This window comes from Streptomyces sp. Rer75, assembly GCF_013414305.1.
GTDB lineage: Bacteria > Actinomycetota > Actinomycetes > Streptomycetales > Streptomycetaceae > Streptomyces > Streptomyces himastatinicus.
Window position 1 is genome coordinate 5,861,249 of record NZ_CP058693.1, and the last position, 16,280, is coordinate 5,877,528.

Annotated in this window: 11 protein-coding genes; 8 read left to right on the top strand and 3 right to left on the bottom strand. The window is 72.9% G+C overall.

Annotation, left to right across the window (positions count from 1 at the left end):
• Positions 1 to 52: 52 nt before the first annotated feature.
• Entirely contained in the window at positions 53 to 1,213 is a 1,161-nt protein-coding gene (locus tag HYQ63_RS25260; protein ID WP_257232085.1) for a serine hydrolase, read from the bottom strand.
• A 211-nt stretch (positions 1,214 to 1,424) separates the two neighbouring features.
• On the opposite strand from HYQ63_RS25260, the gene HYQ63_RS25265 reads away from it, so the two are divergent.
• Both HYQ63_RS25265 and HYQ63_RS25270 read left to right on the top strand, forming a co-directional pair.
• Positions 1,425 to 3,524, top strand: a complete 2,100-nt coding sequence (locus HYQ63_RS25265) for a serine/threonine-protein kinase (RefSeq protein ID WP_179936111.1) — start codon at positions 1,425 to 1,427, stop codon at positions 3,522 to 3,524.
• A 162-nt stretch (positions 3,525 to 3,686) separates the two neighbouring features.
• Entirely contained in the window at positions 3,687 to 6,299 is a 2,613-nt protein-coding gene (locus tag HYQ63_RS25270) for a protein kinase (RefSeq protein ID WP_179936113.1), read from the top strand.
• 6 nt (positions 6,300 to 6,305) lie between these two features.
• Here the strand turns inward: HYQ63_RS25270 and HYQ63_RS25275 are convergent, their stop codons facing one another.
• Positions 6,306 to 7,874 (bottom strand): class I adenylate-forming enzyme family protein, encoded by a 1,569-nt coding sequence (locus tag HYQ63_RS25275; protein ID WP_179936115.1) that lies wholly within the window; start codon positions 7,872 to 7,874, stop codon positions 6,306 to 6,308.
• Positions 7,875 to 8,020: 146 nt separating this feature from the next.
• On the opposite strand from HYQ63_RS25275, the gene HYQ63_RS25280 reads away from it, so the two are divergent.
• The 3 genes from HYQ63_RS25280 (at position 8,021) to HYQ63_RS25290 (ending at position 11,311) form a co-directional block, all read left to right on the top strand.
• Entirely contained in the window at positions 8,021 to 9,184 is a 1,164-nt protein-coding gene (locus HYQ63_RS25280) for an acyl-CoA dehydrogenase family protein (RefSeq protein ID WP_179936117.1), read from the top strand.
• A gap of 9 nt (positions 9,185 to 9,193) precedes the next feature.
• Complete coding sequence (locus HYQ63_RS25285; RefSeq protein WP_179936119.1) at positions 9,194 to 10,231, top strand: acyl-CoA dehydrogenase family protein; 1,038 nt, start codon at positions 9,194 to 9,196, stop codon at positions 10,229 to 10,231.
• A 483-nt stretch (positions 10,232 to 10,714) separates the two neighbouring features.
• The gene (locus HYQ63_RS25290) at positions 10,715 to 11,311 is read left to right on the top strand and encodes an ATP-binding protein (protein WP_179936121.1); all 597 of its coding nucleotides are present in this window, start codon (positions 10,715 to 10,717) and stop codon (positions 11,309 to 11,311) included.
• Between the two features lie 293 nt (positions 11,312 to 11,604).
• On the opposite strand, the gene HYQ63_RS25295 is transcribed toward HYQ63_RS25290, so the two are convergent.
• The gene (locus HYQ63_RS25295) at positions 11,605 to 12,531 is read right to left on the bottom strand and encodes a cyclase family protein (protein ID WP_179936123.1); all 927 of its coding nucleotides are present in this window, start codon (positions 12,529 to 12,531) and stop codon (positions 11,605 to 11,607) included.
• 98 nt (positions 12,532 to 12,629) lie between these two features.
• Here HYQ63_RS25295 and HYQ63_RS25300 point away from each other — a divergent pair, with 98 nt between their 5' ends.
• The 3 genes from HYQ63_RS25300 to HYQ63_RS25310 are packed head-to-tail and all read left to right on the top strand — an operon-like array spanning position 12,630 to position 16,266.
• Entirely contained in the window at positions 12,630 to 13,541 is a 912-nt protein-coding gene (locus HYQ63_RS25300) for an SDR family oxidoreductase (RefSeq protein ID WP_179936125.1), read from the top strand.
• Between the two features lie 11 nt (positions 13,542 to 13,552).
• Positions 13,553 to 14,806: an acyl-CoA dehydrogenase family protein gene (locus HYQ63_RS25305; RefSeq protein ID WP_179936127.1), complete on the top strand. Its 1,254-nt coding sequence runs from the start codon at positions 13,553 to 13,555 to the stop codon at positions 14,804 to 14,806.
• The gene (locus HYQ63_RS25310) at positions 14,803 to 16,266 is read left to right on the top strand and encodes an aldehyde dehydrogenase (RefSeq protein ID WP_179936129.1); all 1,464 of its coding nucleotides are present in this window, start codon (positions 14,803 to 14,805) and stop codon (positions 16,264 to 16,266) included. Before HYQ63_RS25305 ends, HYQ63_RS25310 begins: the two co-directional genes overlap by 4 nt.
• Positions 16,267 to 16,280 lie beyond the last annotated feature (14 nt).

The following is a 16,280-nucleotide window of genomic DNA, read 5'->3' on the forward strand; positions in this document are numbered from 1 at the left end:
GCGCCGGTACGGGCCGGGCCCGGGGCACCGGCCCGGGGTCATCGGTCCGGGGTCATCGGTCCGGGCAGAACTCCGCCGTGAGCAGGGCGGTCTCGGCGTCCGGGTCCGGTGGCCCGTCGCTGTTGAGGCGGTAGACGAGGGTGTGGCTGCCGTCGCGGGTGGACACGGCCAGCGCATAGGAGCCGTTGACCTGGCCGTTGTGCCCCCAGACCGTCCTCCCGCACGGCAGCTTCACCGGGAACAGGCCCATCCCGTACCGGCCGCCGGACGCCGAGGTGTCCTCCATCCGCCGCAGCTGGGCCTTCGGCACCGCCTTGCCGCGCAGCAGCGAGCCGAGCAAACGGGACAGATCGTCCAGCGTGGATATCATCTCGCCCGCCGCTCCGGCGGCGGAGGGGTCGAGGTCGGTGACGTCGCGCCAGTCGCCGCCCTCCGCGTCGTACGCGTGGCCGTGCGGGGCCGGGAGGGTGGTGCGGGCGCCGGGGAACGAGGTGTTGCGCAGCGCGAGCGGAGCGAGGACCCGGCGCCGGGCCTCGGCGGCGTACGAGCGTCCGGTGACCCGCTCGACGATCATGCCCAGCAGGACGTAGTTGGAGTTGGAGTAGCTCCACTCCGTCCCGGGCGCGAAGGCCGGGCGGTGGGCGAGGGCGGCCCGCACCAGGGAGGCGGGGCTGTGGGTCTTCGTGTCGTCCGTGTCCTCCCCGGGCGACAGTTGAGGCGCCAGCACCGGATCGGCGGTGTAGTCGAACAGCCCGCTGGTGTGGGTGAGGAGCTGGCGGACGGTGATTTTTCGGCCATTGTTGCCGTGGCCGCGCACCAGTCCCGGCAGATGCTTCTCCACGGTGTCGGAGAGGTTCAGCCTCCCCTCGACGGTCAGGCGTAGCGTCAGCGCCGCGATGACGGTCTTGGTCACGCTGCCCGCCCGGAAGTGATCACCCCGCTGGATGCGCCGCCCGCTCCGGGTGTCCGCGACCCCCACCGTGGTGAACCGGGTCACGCCCCCGTCCCGGACCAGCGCCGCCGCCCCCGGTGCCTCACCGTCGGTCACCAGCCGCCGCAGGGCCGTCCGTACGGCCCGGCGCTTCTCCTCCGCGGCGGCCTTCCGGCCTCCGCCGCCGCTGCTGCCGCCCGCGCTCGCCCGCGCGTCCGCGTCCGCCGTACAGCCCATCAGTGCCACGGCCATGGCCGCGACCAGCGCCACAGCGGTCGGCATACGGCCTCGCCTGTGCCATCGTATGGCGGAGATGGGCATGACACGGGCCTTTCCGTTCCCTGCGGACCTCCGATGTTCGCAGGTGCCGGGACGGCCGCCGCACCGTGCCCGCTCCGCGCCCGGACCCCGGGCTTTCCCGGGGTCGTGGATGAGAGACAATGGGGGCTCTCCCAGGGTGGGTTCAGGGTGGGTTGATTTGCAGAGGGGTCGCATGTCGGAGGCTGAGAAGACGCAGGGTTCGACTGGGCGCCTCCTCGCCGGGCGTTACCGGCTGGGGGAGATTCTCGGTCAGGGCGGCATGGGCACCGTCTGGCGCGCGAGCGACCAGACCCTCGGCCGTACGGTCGCGGTCAAGGAGCTGCGCTTCCCGTCCAGCGTCGAGGAAGACGAGAAGAGACGGCTCATCACCCGCACGCTGCGCGAGGCGAAGGCGATCGCCCGGATCCGCAGCAACGGCGCCGTCACCGTCTACGACGTGGTCGACGAGGACGACCGCCCCTGGATCGTCATGGAGCTGATCGAGGGCCGCTCGCTCGCCGACGTCGTCCGGGACGACGGGCCGCTCACCCCGCAGCGTGCCGCCGAGGTCGGGCTCGCCGTCCTCGACGTGCTGCGCGCCGCCCACCAGGCGGGCATCCTGCACCGCGACGTGAAGCCGTCCAACGTGCTGATCTCGGACGACGGCCGCGTCGTCCTCACCGACTTCGGCATCGCCCAGGTCGAGGGCGACCCGTCCGTCACCTCCACCGGCATGCTCGTCGGCGCGCCCTCCTACATCTCCCCGGAGCGGGCCCGCGGCCACAAGCCCGGCCCGCCGTCCGACCTGTGGTCGCTGGGCGGCCTGCTGTACGCGGCGGTCGAGGGCGTACCGCCGTACGACAAGAGCACGGCCATAGCGACCCTCACCGCGGTGATGACCGAGCCGGTCGAGCCGCCGAAGAACGCGGGCCCGCTGGAAGAGGTCATCTACGGCCTGCTGAACAAGGACCCCGACCAGCGGCTTGACGACGCCGGGGCTCGGGCGCTGCTGGAGCACGCCCTGAGCGCACCCGAGGACACCGCGAAGACCCCGCCCGCCGACGCGACCCGCACCATGAGCCTGCCGCCCGCCCCCTCGGCGGAGGACGAGGCCGCCGCGGGGGCCAAGTCCGCGGCTGTCGCGGAGCGGGCCCGGGGTGCGCTGAAGTCCGTACGGAACGCGAAGACCGAGCAGAAGGCGGACACGGCGAAGAAGCCGGAGACGTCGAAGAAGGCCGAGTCGGCGAAGTCCGCGGCCTCCGCGCAGGCCGCGCAGGCCGCGCAGTCCTCGAAGGCTTCCGAGTCTTCGCAGTCCTCGCAGGCCGCGAAGTCCTCGAAGAAGGGGGAGTCGGCCGCCGGTTCGGCTTCTTCCGCTTCCGCTTCCTTCTCCTCTTCCTCCTCTTCGTCCTCCGGTTCCGGGAAGCCCGAGGGCGCGTCCAGCCCGTACCCCGCGGTGCCGCCCCGCGCACCGATCACCGATGTGGTGTCCAAGCGGACGCTGATCATCATCGCGGTGGTCGTGGTCGTCATCGTGGGCACCGTGCTCGCCGTCGCCTTCAGCGGCGGCGACGACGGCGACAGCGCCAAGGGCGGGTCCGGCGCCAAGGCATCCGCGTCGTCCGGGGCATCGGGCGACCGGCAGAACGGCAAGGACGCCGGTTCGTCCGGCCGGGCGAACACCCAGGCCCCGGACGGCAAGACCTCCGGGGGATCGACGGAGCAGGCCGACGCGGACACGTCCAAGGGCGGCGACGCGGACGACGACGGCGGCAAGGGCAAGGACGGGAGCGGGGACGACGGCGGAAGCGGCGGCAAGGAGGAGGGCAAGGGCGCCTCCGTGCCGTCCGGCTACGAGACCGTCAACAGCTCCGACTTCCCCTTCACCATGGCGATGCCCAAGGGATGGTCGGTGCACAACGGGAGCTACAGCGGCAGCCGAAAGTACTACGGCGGCTCCAGCATCCCGCGTATTCAGATCGACTTCACCTCCTCCCCGAAGTCCGACGCGGCGGCCGAGTGGCGCAAGGGCGAGGCCGCCGCGCGGAGCAGCATGTCCGGGTACAAGGGCCTGGGCATCAAGTCGGTCGAATGGCGGGGCTACCCGACCGTCGCGGACTGGCAGTTCGAGCGTGACCAGGACGGCAAGCACGTGCGGGTGCTCAACCGCGGCTTCAAGGTGGACGACAGCCATGGCTTCTCCATCATGATCACTTGCGAGGCGAGCAAGTGGGACGAGAAGGAGTGCCGGACGCTGCGCGACACCGCGTTCAAAACCTTCGACATCACGGACTGAGCACTCCTGTCGGCGAAGCGTCGCGCGGGCCCGTATCGTGAGTGCCCGTAGACCGTGCGCAGTCGCATGAACCCGCCAAAACGACCACAATTGACGGCTTAGCGCTGTGCTGATCGCATAAAGGGACGTTGATCGCGCTGATCGTGCGCTAGGGGAGGCGTCGTGGACGAGTACGCGGGCCGGGTGCTGGCCGGCCGCTATCGCCTGCCCCTGCCGCCCGCCGACGCGTACGAGTTCGCCGAGACCCGCGCCTTCGACACCTACAGCGGCCAGCAGGTCCATCTGCGGCAGATACCGCTTCCGGAAGTCGTCGACGCCGAGGTCGTCGACGACGACGGCCACCCCGGCGGGGCGCTGAACGGGACATCCCGTACCGCCCGGGGCGGCGGCGACCCCGCCGTACGGCGCGCCCTGGACGCGGCGACCGCCGCCGCGCAGGTCCCCGACCACCCGAGGCTCGGCCAGGTCTTCCACGTCTTCGCGGAGGCCGGAAGCCTGTGGATCGTCAGCGAACTCGTCGCCGGGCGCCCGCTCGCCGCGCTGCTCACCGAGCGGAACCTGTCCCCCCACCGCGCCGCCGAGGTCGCCAACGACGTGCTGACGGCGCTCCGCGCGCTCCACGCCCACGGCTGGACGCACCGCAACATCACCACCCGCACGGTGCTGTTGTGCGACGACGGCCGCGCGATGCTGACGGGCCTGGCGGCGGGCGCCGCGGAGGAGGCGCTGTGCGGCTACGACCCGGTGCCGGGGCCGCCGGACGCGGACGCGGGCGCGGCCGGGCCCGGTGCCGGGCCCGGGACCGGCACCGCGGCCGGACCCGCGTCGCCGCGGGGCACGGCCGCCGAGGACGAGGGGTATACCCCCACGCCGCCCGACGGCACTCTCATCGGCGGCACCACCCCCACCCCGGCACTCCCGCAGGGTTACGAGAGCGCCGCCCCCGACCAGCGGCCCGGCGGGCGGGGCGCGGTCTACCGCGACCAGGGCGCGGCGGGCGGCTTCCCCGCTCCGCGCGCCGCGGACGACGCCGACCGGGGGGCCGGGCCGGGCGCCTGGGACGGGCCGGAACCGGACGCCGCATGGGCCGCCGACGGGGCCGGGTACATTCCGGCGCAGGGCGCGGGCGATGACGTACAGGGCGGCGCCGCGGACGACGCGCAGGGCGCGGCCGCGCGCGCCGCGCGGGCGAGGGCCATCGCCGCCTATGCGGCAGGAGCCCGTGCGGCCGCCGCACGGATCGGCGTCGACGCCCCCCACCACCACCCCGTCCAGGAGCCGGAGCCGCTCACGGGCGGCGGCGCGCCCTGGCCCGACCCTTCGTCCACCGCCGACTCCGCTTCCGGTTCCGGTTCCGGTTCGCCGGAAGGCGCCACGGTGCCCCGGCAGCCGAACGGGGAGGACGGCGGCGTTTCCTGGGACGGCGGCGGTACGGCGGACGACGGCCCGCCGCGCGGCCCCACCACCGCGCTCGCCGCCGAACGGGCCCGGCATGCGCGGATCGTCGTGGTCGGCGCCGTCACCGAGCGCTGGGCGCCCGAGCAGGCCGGTCCCGTCCACGAGAACTGGCGGCTGGCGCCGCCCGTCGGACCCGCCGCCGACCTGTGGGCGCTCGGCGTGCTGCTCTTCCGCGCCGTCCAGGGCCACGCCCCGTACCCGGAGGAGAACGCCGCCGAGCTGGTGCAGATGGTGTGCGCGGAGGCACCCGCCTACGCGGAGGAGTGCGGTCCGCTGCGCCCCGTCGTCGAGTCGCTGATGCGGCAGGACCCCACCGAGCGGCCCGACTTCGAGGAGCTGCGCGGCTGGCTGCGCTCGCTGATCAGGTCGGCGCCGGAGCCGGACGTCGGCAGCAGTACGGTCACCGTTCCGTCGATCGGTCCGGGCGGCGCGTCCGATCCGAAGCGGCTGCCGATCGTGCGCCGCCGCGGCTGGCTGGTGCGCAAGGGCCGGGCCCGCCCGGACCGGGCGGCGGCCGCGCACGGGCGGCACAAGCGGGCGAAGCAGGCCGCGCGCGAACCGGGCCCGGCTCCGCGGCGGGAGCGGGCCCCCGGCCGCAAGCCGCGCAGGCTGGGGCGGGTGCTGCTCCTGCTGATACTGCTGGGCCTGGCGGCGGCGGTGCTGTACGCGATGATGTTCATGCCGCGCGCCGAGGACACCGGTGGCCAGGACCGTACGGGGTCGGCGGGCGCGGGGAGTCCGGCGCCCACCAGCGCCCACGACCCGGCGTCACCGTCCGGCCAGGACGGCGAGGGCAGCCAGGGCGGCGACGGTGCGTCGGATCCGGGCTCCGACGAGCCGCAGTCCACCGAACCGGCCGGACTCGCGAAGGGCTTCGCGGTCCGCAAGGACCCCAAGGGCTTCGCCGTCGCCGTCCACGAGGGCTGGACCCGGCGCGGCGAGAACGCGCGCGGCCAGATCCGGTACATCGGCGGCGACATCGAGCTGGTGATCGTGGCCGGGCGGGACAAGGTGTCCGAGTTCGGCGCCGACCCGATGGCGTACCAGCAGAACCGGGAGTCCGAACTGGCCGCCTTCCGCGACTCGGCGTGGGCGTCGTCCTCGGGGCTGAAGCGGATCGACGTCGGGAAGACGGCGATGGCCGAGGGCCAGTTCAGCTGGCGGGACAGCAGCGGCCGCAACGTGTACGCGCGCAACCTGGCGATGCTGATCGGCGGCCGCTACCACGTGGTCCTGGCGATAGGCCCCGCCGACGAGCGCCGCGCGGTCAACCGCCACTTCGAGCAGGCGACGGCCACGTACAGCACATCAGGCTGACACGCGCTAACGGACCGCTCCCCCGAACCGCTCCCGCAGCCGGTACTTCAGCACCTTCCGCAGCGTCTCGTTGCGCGGCAGGGCGTCCACCACCTCCACCCGCTCCGGCACCTTGTGCACCGACAGCCCCACCCCCCGCAGATAGGACCCGACCCCCTCCACCGTCAGCGGCGCCGCCCCCACCGGCTGCTCCACCACGGCGCACACCACCTCCCCGCGCTCCGCGTCCGGCAGCCCGATCACCGCCACGTCCCCCACATCCGGATGCCGGTACAGCAGTTGCTCGATCTCCTTCGCGGAGATGTTCTCGCCCTTACGGATGATGATGTCCTTGGCACGCCCCGTGAGCACCAGATGACCGCTTGCCGTCAGATGGCCGAGATCGCCGGTGCGGAAGAAGCCGTCGGCGTCGAACGCCTCCCGGGTCTGTGCCTCGTCCAGATATCCGGCGCACACCGCCTCGCCCCGCAGCCGCACCTCCCCGTCCACGACGCGGATCTCCATTTCCGCGGGCGGTCGCCCCTCCGTCGTCGCCAGCAGCTCGTCACCGTCGTCCGGCGACCCCATGGTGATCATGGGAACCTCGGTCATCCCGTAGCCGTGGGTCAGTTGGCACCCCAGCTCCCGCACCACCTCGTAGTACAGCTCGGGCGGCTTGGGGGCGCCGCCACCGGCCAGCAGCCGCAGCGTCGGGATGAGCCGGTGCGCGGGATCCTTGCGCTGCTCCGCCAGGAACATGGAGTAGAAGGCGGTGCTGCCGCCCGCGACCGTCACCCCGTGCCGCCGGTACGCGGTCAGCGAGTCCGGCAGCGCGAAGTGCTCCAGCAGCACGGCGGGGAAGCCGTACAGCAGCAGCATCACCGTGTAGTCGGGCCCGGCGACATGGGCGTACGGGAAGGCCATCGACCCGATGTCGTCCGGTCCGAGCCGCAGCGCGTGGGCGAGACACGACCCGGCGGCGATGAGGCTGCGGTCGGTGTGCAGCACCCCCTTGGGGTCGGAGGTGGTGCCCGAGGTCCAGTAGATCCAGCGGACGGCGGTCCCGTCGGTGGGCGGCGGCGGCAGCTTCGCCGCCTTCGGATCGGCGACCGGAAGCACGTCGTACGCCTCGAAGACGCGCGGCGGCTGCGGCAGCCGGGCGGCCAGCTGGTGCGCCATCGCCGTGTGGTCGAAGCCGCGCCAGGTCCCGGGGACGGCGAAGAAGCGCGCGCCCGAGGCCCGTAGCGCGTACCCGACCTCGCGGTCGCGGTAGTACGGGATGAGCGGGGTCTGTACGGCGCCCAGCCGGGCCAGCGCCATGGTCAGCACGACCGTCTCCAGCCGGGTGGGCAGCTGCCAGGCGACCCGGCTTCCGGGGCCCACCCCCATCGCGTACAGTCCGGCCGCCGTGCGCTCCGCGCGGGTGCGCAGCGCCTGGAACGTCAGCCTCCGGTCGTGCCGTCCGCTGGCGGCGGCCTGGATCAGCGCGGGGGCGTCCGGGGTGAGCGCGGCGCGCCGCTCCAGCAGTTCCCACAGCGTCGCCGATGCGCCGAGGGCGTGTGCGGTGTCGGTCGTCCCGGCTGCGGTGTCGGTCATCCCGGCCTCCCGTGACCATGAATCTGACGGCTAGTCAGATAATGCGGGAAGCGTAAGGCCGTCCGTCTTGTCGGTCCAGGGGGCGCGGATTAGCCTTCCCCTGCCGCCTGATCTGACGCGACATCAGAAAGGGAGGACGGCCGCCGATGGATCTCGCCTTCACGGAGGACGAGGAGGACTTCCGGCACGGACTGCGCGCCTGGCTCGCGGACGTCCTCCCCACCCTGCCCGACCGCCCCGACCCCGCCGACTGGCCCGCCCGCCGCGCCTACGACTGCGGCTGGCAGCGCATGCTGTACGACGCCGGATACGCCGGACTGCACTGGCCCGAGGACGCCGGAGGCCGGGGCGCCACCCCCACCCAGCACCTGATCTTCCTGGAGGAGACCGAACGCGCGGGCGCACCCTACGTCGGCGCCAACTTCGTCGGACTGCTGCACGCGGGCCCCACCATCGCCGCCGAGGGCACCCCCGCCCAACGGGCCCGCTGGCTACCGCCGATCCTCCGCGGCGACCAGGTCTGGTGCCAGGGCTTCTCCGAACCCGACGCCGGATCCGACCTGGCCGCATTGCGCACCCGGGCCGTACGGGACGGCGACAGCTACGTCGTCAGCGGCAGCAAGATCTGGACCTCGCACGCCGAGGCCGCCGACTGGTGCGAACTCCTGGTGCGCACCACGCCCGTCGGCCCCGAGGCGCCGAAACACCGGGGCATCACCTGGCTCGCCCTGCCCATGGACGCGCCCGGCGTGACCGTACGGCCGCTGCGCACCCTCGCCGGGACCGCCGAGTTCGCCGAGGTCTTCCTCGACGAGGTGCGGGTGCCCGTCGACCACCGGATCGGCGCCGAGAACGACGGCTGGCGGGTGACCATGGTGACCCTCTCCTTCGAACGCGGCACGGCCTTCGTCGGCGAGGTCATCGCCTGCCGACGCGTACTGGAAGCCCTCGCCCGTACCGCCAAGGCCAACGGGCGGTGGGACGACCCCGTGCTGCGGCGGCGGCTCGGGCGGCTCGCCGCCGCCTGCGCGGCGCTGTGGCGGCTCACCCAGTGGAACGTGAGCGAGGCGCAGCGCACCGGCGGGGTGCCGGGCGTCGGCGGCTCGGTCTTCAAGCTCCGCTTCTCGGAGGTGCGGCAGGAGCTGTACGACGCCGCCGCCGAGGTACTGGGCCCGGACGCGCTGGACGCCGGGCACCCGTGGGTCGCGGACCGGCTGTCGTCCCTCTCGTACACCATCGCCGCCGGAACCTCGCAGATCCAGCGGAACATCGTCGCCGAGCGCATCCTCGGCCTGCCGAAGGGGCGGTGACCCGGACCCATGGACTTCCAGCTTGACGACGACCAGCGGGCGCTGCGGGACGGGATGCGCGACCTGCTGGAACGGCGCTTCCCCCGCGCCCGGTTACGGACGGTGGTGGACGGCCACGGGGAGACGGCGCCGCTGGACCGTGCCCTGTGGCGGGAACTCGGCACGGCCGGATTCTTCGCGCTGCGACTCCCCGAGGCGGCGGGCGGGGTCGGGCTCGGCCTGCCGGAAGCGGTGCTGGCCATGGAGGAGGCGGGCCGGGCGCTGCTCCCGGGGCCGCTGGTCGCCACGCAGCTCGCGGCGGGGCTGGGTACTGTGCACGCCGCCGAGGGTGCGGCCGCGAATGCCGTCGCTCAGGCCGCCGAGGGCGCGGCCGAGGGTGCGGCCGTGGTGAGCGCGCTGGACCTCGGCCCCGGGGCGGACCGGCTGGTGGAGCATTTCGCCTCGGCCGACGCCGTGCTGGTGCTGAGCGGCGAGGACGCCGAGGTGCTTCCGGCCGCCGCGCTCGCCGACCCGGCACGGCCGATACGTTCCGTCGACCCGGCCACACCGCTGCACCGGGTGCACCAGACCTCCGAGACCGTGGCGGGCACCCGGGCCGTGGGGGCCGCCGCCCGGCTGCGCCGCGAGGCGGCCCTGCTGACCGCAGCCCAACAGCTCGGCAGCGCCTCCCGTACGGTCCGGATGGCGGTTGACCACGCCACGGCGCGCACCCAGTTCGGCCGCCCGATCGGCGCCTTCCAGGCCGTGCAGCATCTGTGCGCACGGATGCTCGTACGCGCCGAATCAGCCAGAAGCGTGGTGTACGCCGCCGCGGTCACGGAAGAGGCGAGCGACATCGCCGCCGCCAAACTGCTCGCCGACGAGGCGGCCGTCCACAACGCCCGCGATTGTCTTCAGGTGCACGGTGGGATGGGCTTCACCTGGGAAGCCGATGTCCATCTGCACCTCAAGCGGGCCTGGGTGCGCGCCGGGCAGTGGCAGACGGCGGCCGCGGCCGAGGAGGAACTTGCCGCCGGACTCCTGTTGACCGGTGAAACAGGTTTGTAACCGGGCTCCATGGATACGCCTGAATTGTTGGGATGTCGCATTCTCTGGGGAGATCCCCGGAGGCTTTGAGGTGACCGAGCGTTGATATCGGGTTGTTTCCTAGGCGTGACTCGTCACAGGGGGGAGTCGGGCTCCGGCTCGGGTACTCTCCGTTGGGTGCGAGCGGTTTTGGGGTGCAACGAACCCGGCGTGGCCCGTGGGGCGACTCCGGGCACGCCGATGTGCCCCGCTCGCACGGGGCGCGCTCCGATCTTGCCTCGCTGTTCGAGTCCTCGGGGCGTGCGTCGCACAGTATGCCCCACGCATACTCCTTGGCGCTGGAATATGACCGAAGCGCTTGTTGGGGTGACTGTACGTCAACCATGCTCTCTCTCAAGGGGGTACCTCCCAGCGGCAGCTGGGGGAGAGTCACGTTCCGTGACCTCTTCGAGGACCTCTTGGAGGTATGAGGCGATGTGTCCGCCGGTTCGGATGGTGTGAGCGGTGCAGGTGCTTCAGATGCAGATGGAGGTCCGACCCGACCCCGCGGAGGTGAGCCGTGCCCGTCGGTGGGCGCGTTCGCGGCTCGCCGGGTCCGGTATCGGGGCCGACGAGCCGCTCGCCGAGACATTGATTCTGCTCATCTCCGAGCTGGTCACCAACGCCGTGGTGCACACCGGCTGTCCCGCCGTGCTGCGCATGCGCTTCCCCGCGCAGAGCGGCGCCGCCGGCGGCGATGGTGCCGCGGAGCCGTCCACGGACAAGGGGCCCGAGCTGGGCACGGTCCGGGTCGAGGTCGCGGACGCCAGCGCCCGCGCACCGCGTCAGCGCCGCGCCCATGAGGAGGCCACCAACGGCCGCGGGCTGGAGCTGGTCGACGGGCTCGCGGACCGCTGGGGCTGGCAGCCCGAGGGCGCGGGCAAGCGCATCTGGTGCGAAATCGACCGCGGTCGGCGCGAGGAGTGCGCGGACGGCGCGGAGCGCGTCGAGCGCGGCGATCACGGGGCGCGTGAGAAGCCTCTTCTGACGGGCCATGGCGCCTCCCGTGCGCCATCGCATCTGGGGCGGACCCCACAAAGTCCAGACCAGGTGTTGACGTGACGTGGCCGAGTGATCACTCTAGGATCAGCGATTCGTCGCGAGGGGACGCCGAGGTCCATGTGGTCCCAGTGAACCGTGTGTTCACGGGACCGTACCTTGGCGAGTGCGGGTCGCGGCCCGGTGCCTGATCAGGGCTCGGCGCCGGAGCCGGGTGGCGGTGCGCGATGCCGTGCTCGGGGTGTGCATGAGCGCACCGCCGCCCGATAGACCCGTCCCGCCCGTCCCCTCGCGCCCGCTCGTCTGCCGCGGCGCGAGCGTGCCTGGTCACGCCGGCGTCCTTCTGGTTTCCGGTGTCAGAGGATCGCCACGGGCGCGACCGGGGCACCGGTCCCGCCGCTGAAGGGCTCCGGCGTGGCCGACAGCAGAAAGGCGTAGCGCCCCTCCTCGGCGCAGGCCGCCGACAGCTCCTCCAGATTCCAGTTCTGGCCCTGCATCATGCCCATCTCGACCAGGTCGAGGGCGTGGACGGGCAGCCACAGGTTCTCGATCTCCGGTGGGAAGATCTCGAAGGTGAGCGTGTCGTTGGCGACCGCGGCCACGTCGCGGGCGTGGAACCACTCGGGCGTGCGCAGCGACAGGCCCGGCGACGGAAACGCGTACGCCTCCCTCTCGCCCGCGAGATACCGCTGGATCTGCCCGGTCCGTACGAGCACGATGTCGCCGGGCCGGACCGGGACCTGAGCCAGTTCCTCGGCGGCGGCGAGGTCTTCGGGGGTGACTGGATGCCCCTCGGGAAGCCGGTCCGCGCCCCGGGCGCGCGCGACGTCGAGCAGCACCCCGCGCGAGACGATGTGCCGCGCCGTGTCGATGCCGCTGAAGGCCGCGCGGCCCTGGGCGGTGACGGACGCGGCGGGGCGGCCGTTGTAGAGCCTGCCGGAGTGCGAGACATGGGCCAGCGCGTCCCAGTGGGTACCGGCCTGAAGCCCCATCGTCACGGCGTCGTCGCTGGTGGCGACCGTGCCCGGGCCGAACATCTCGGCGTTCACGGCGACCATGGTGTGCAGCGGGTTGACCCTTCCCGGGACCATCCCGGTCTGGATGCCGTCCTGCCGCAGCGGAACCGCGAGCGGGACGCGGCGGCCGGTGCGCACCGCCGCGGCGGCGTCTCGGACCACGCCGTCGGTGATCAGGTTGAGCGTGCCGATCTCGTCGTCGGCGCCCCAGCGTCCCCAGTTGTTGACGCGTTTGGCGATGTCGTGGAACTCGGGCGGCAGCGACATGGCGCCTCCTTCGGTCGGTTCCGTTCCAGGGCTTGTACTCGGGGCGGGTCTGCTCAAAAATCTAACGGTCCGTCAGAAACTGCGGGAGGGGACGCGACGTGGGCAACTTCTTGGACGGCAAGGTGGTCGCCGTCACCGGGGCCGGGCGCGGCATCGGACGAGCCGTGGCCCTCGCCTGCGCGGCCGAGGGCGCGAAGGTCGTCGTGAACGACTACGGCGTCTCGATCGAGGGCGGCGCACCCACCAGCGAGATCGCCGAAGCGGCGGTCAAGGAGATCGTGGCGGCGGGCGGAGAGGCGGTCGCGGTCGCCGACGACGTCTCCACCATGGCCGGGGGCCAACGGATCGTGGACACCGCCGTCGAACGGTTCGGACGGCTCGACGGCGTGGTGTGCGTGGCCGGAATCCTGCGCGAACGGATGCTCTTCAACATGACCGAGCAGGAGTGGGACCCGGTCGTCGCCACCCACCTCAAGGGCACCTTCACCGTCTTCCGCGCCGCGTCCGCGGTGATGCGGCGGCAGCGCTCCGGCACCCTGATCGGCTTCACCAGCGGCAACCACCAGGGCAGCGTCGCGCAGGCCAACTACGCCTCGGCCAAGGGCGGCATCATCTCGCTGGTCCGCAGCGCGGCGCTCGGCCTGCACAAATACGGCGTCACCGCGAACTGCGTCGCCCCGGTCGCCCGCACCCGCATGTCCGCCAACGTGCCGATGGAACTGAAGGAGATCGGCGAACCGGAGGACGTCGCGGCCCTGGTCGTCTACCTGCTGAGCGAACGCGCCCGCGAGGAGAAGATCACCGGGCAGGTCTACACGATCGCGGGCCCCAAGATCGCGGTCTGGGCCCAGCCGAGGGAACTGCGCGCCGGATACGCCGAGGGCGCCTGGACCCCGGAGAAGATCGCCGACTTCTTGCCCGGCACGGTCGGCACCGACCCCATGCCGCTGCTGGCCCAGCTCGAAGCCATGGCCCAGGCCGCCGCCGCCCAGCAGCGCCCCAACGCGTAAGGGGAGAAGCCGTGGACTTCGCCTTCGGGCCCGGGGACGAACGCTTCCGCGACGAGGCACGCGCCTGGCTCGACGCGCATCCGCCCGGCCGCTCCACCGAACCCGCGAACACCGCGGCACAGCGCGCCTGGGAACGCGAACTGGGCGGCGGCGGCTGGATCGGGCTCGGCTGGGACCGGACCCACGGGACCTACGGAAACCGGGCCGCCACCCTCACCCAACAGGTCGTCTGGGCCGAGGAATACGCCCGCGCCGGAGCCCCCGCCCGGCTCGGCCACATCGGCGAGAACCTCCTCGCCCCCACCCTGCTCGAACACGGCGACCCCGCCCAGCGCTCCCGCTTCCTGCCCCTCATCGCCCGCGGTGAGGAACTGTGGTGCCAGGGCTACAGCGAACCCGACGCGGGATCGGATCTCGCCGGAGTGCGCACCCGCGCCGTCCGCGACCCGGGCGACGGAACGTACCGCGTCACCGGCCAGAAGATCTGGACCTCCCACGCCCGCGAAGCCGACTGGTGCTTCGTCCTGGCCCGCACCGAGGAGGGAACACAACGCCACCACGGGCTGTCCTTCCTACTGGTGCCGATGGACCAGCCGGGACGCATCGAGGTCCGGCCGATCCGGCAGCTCACCGGCACCGCGGAGTTCAACGAGGTGTTCTTCGACGGGGCCCTCGCCCACCCCGACCACCTCGTCGGCGGCCCGGGCCGGGGCTGGAGCGTGGCCATGAGCCTGCTCGCCGTGGAACGCGGCGTCTCCACCCTGGTCCAGCAGATCGGCTTCGCCCAGGAACTCGACCGCGTCATACGACAGGCCCTGGAGACCGGCGCCGCACGCGAACCCGTACTGCGCGACCAGCTGATCCAGCAGTGGGCCGAGCTGAAGGTCATGCGCTGGAACGCCCTGCGCACGCTGGGCGCCGCCGGGACCCCGGCCTCCGGGGGCCCCACCCCCACCCCCTCCCCTCCCACCTCCTCCGCCTCCGCTCCCCATCGGTCCGCTCCGCACGACGCCGGGGCGCCCAGTGTGGCCAAGCTGCTGTGGGGCGGCTGGCATCGGCGGCTGGGCGAGCTGGCCGTGCAGGTGCGGGGCGCCGCGGCCGCGCTCGGCCCGGTGCGCTGGACCGAGGGCCGGCCGTATGAACTCGACGCCGCCCAGCGCCTGTTCCTCTTCTCCCGCGCCGACACCATCTACGGCGGCTCGGACGAGATCCAGCGCAACATCATCGCCGAGCGCGTACTCAACCTCCCCAAGGAGGCCAGATGAAGACGTACGGGCACTGGATCGGCGGCTCCTGGCGGGCGCCCGGAGCCGGGCATTACGCGGTCGTCAATCCGGCCACCGAGGAGACCGTCGGCCGGGCGCCGGAGGCCGACGACGCCGATGTCGACGCCGCGGTGCGGGCCGCGCGGGCCGCGTACGACGGCTGGTCGCGCACCGCCCCCCGGGAGCGCGCCGCCGTACTCGACCGCGCGGCCGACCTGCTGGCCGAGCGCGCCCCCGACCTGGTGCCCCTCGTCCAGGCCGAGACCGGCGCGACCCTGCGGGTCACCGCGGCCCTCCAAGTGCCCCCCGCGGCCGACCGCTTCCGCCGCTATGCGCGCGGCGCGATGGAACCGGACACCGTCCCGCTCGCCCCGCTGCCGGTCGCCGCCAGCCCGCTGGCGCCCGGCGGGCTGATCGGCGCGGCGGCGGTCCGCCGTCCGGTGGGTGTCGTCGCCTGCATCACCTCCTACAACTTTCCCCTCGCCAATCTCGCGGGCAAGGTCGCCCCGGCGCTCGCCATGGGCAATACGGTCGTCGCCAAACCGGCCCCGCAGGACCCGCTGGCCTGTCTCGAGCTCGGCCCGCTGCTGACCGAGGCCGGGCTCCCGGACGGTGTCTTCAATGTCGTCACCGGCTCGCGCGCGGCCGCGGGCGAGGCGCTCGTCGCGCACCCCGGTGTCGACATGGTCAGCTTCACCGGATCCACCGCCGTGGGGAAGAAGATCGCCGAATCCGCAGGCCACTCGATGAAGCGCACCCTGATGGAACTGGGGGGCAAGGGCGCGGCCATCGTCCTTGGGGACGCCGACAAGCGAGTGATCGCGTCGGCGGTCGGGGCGGTCGGTTCGACCTTCTCCTTCCACAGCGGGCAGATCTGCACGGCGCCGACTCGGGTGCTCGTCCATCGATCGCTGTACGAGCGGGTGGTCGCCGCACTCACAGATTACGCAAAGTCACTGACCGTGGGGGACCCTGTGGATAACTCCACGATCGTGGGTCCGCTGATCTCCGCCGCCCAGCGCGACCGGGTCGAGGCGTACCTCGCCGGGGCCCGTGAGCAGGGCGCCCGCCTCGTCACCGGCGGTGAACGCCCGCCCGTCGCGCCCGGGTTCTACGTCGCGCCGACCCTCGTCGCCGACGCCGAACCCGGCATGACCGTGGCCCGCGAGGAGCTGTTCGGCCCGGTCGTCGTGGCCCTGCCCTTCGACGACGAGGACGAGGCGGTGCGGATCGCCAACGGCACCTCGTACGGCCTCTACGACTACGTCTTCAGCGCCGACGCGGGCCGCGCCTGGGCGCTGGCCGCCCGGCTGCGCAGCGGAAACGTCGGCATCAACACGGTCCAGCGCCACCCCGAGACCCCGTTCGGCGGCTTCAAGCACAGCGGTGTCGGCCGCGACGGCGGCTCGTTCGGGCTGCACGCGTACAGCGAACTCCAGTCGGTGGTCTGGGCCTCCTGAAGGCCCCAGAGGTG

Bases quoted from the DNA above. Each gene is read 5' to 3' on its own strand.
- HYQ63_RS25275 (WP_179936115.1), bottom strand. From the start codon at position 7,874: ATGACCGACACCGCAGCCGGGACGACCGACACCGCACACGCCCTCGGC.
- HYQ63_RS25260 (WP_257232085.1), bottom strand. From the start codon at position 1,213: ATGCCGACCGCTGTGGCGCTGGTCGCGGCCATGGCCGTGGCACTGATG.
- HYQ63_RS25295 (WP_179936123.1), bottom strand. From the start codon at position 12,531: ATGTCGCTGCCGCCCGAGTTCCACGACATCGCCAAACGCGTCAACAAC.
- HYQ63_RS25265 (WP_179936111.1), top strand. From the start codon at position 1,425: ATGTCGGAGGCTGAGAAGACGCAGGGTTCGACTGGGCGCCTCCTCGCC.
- HYQ63_RS25285 (WP_179936119.1), top strand. From the start codon at position 9,194: ATGGACTTCCAGCTTGACGACGACCAGCGGGCGCTGCGGGACGGGATG.
- HYQ63_RS25310 (WP_179936129.1), top strand. From the start codon at position 14,803: ATGAAGACGTACGGGCACTGGATCGGCGGCTCCTGGCGGGCGCCCGGA.
- HYQ63_RS25280 (WP_179936117.1), top strand. From the start codon at position 8,021: ATGGATCTCGCCTTCACGGAGGACGAGGAGGACTTCCGGCACGGACTG.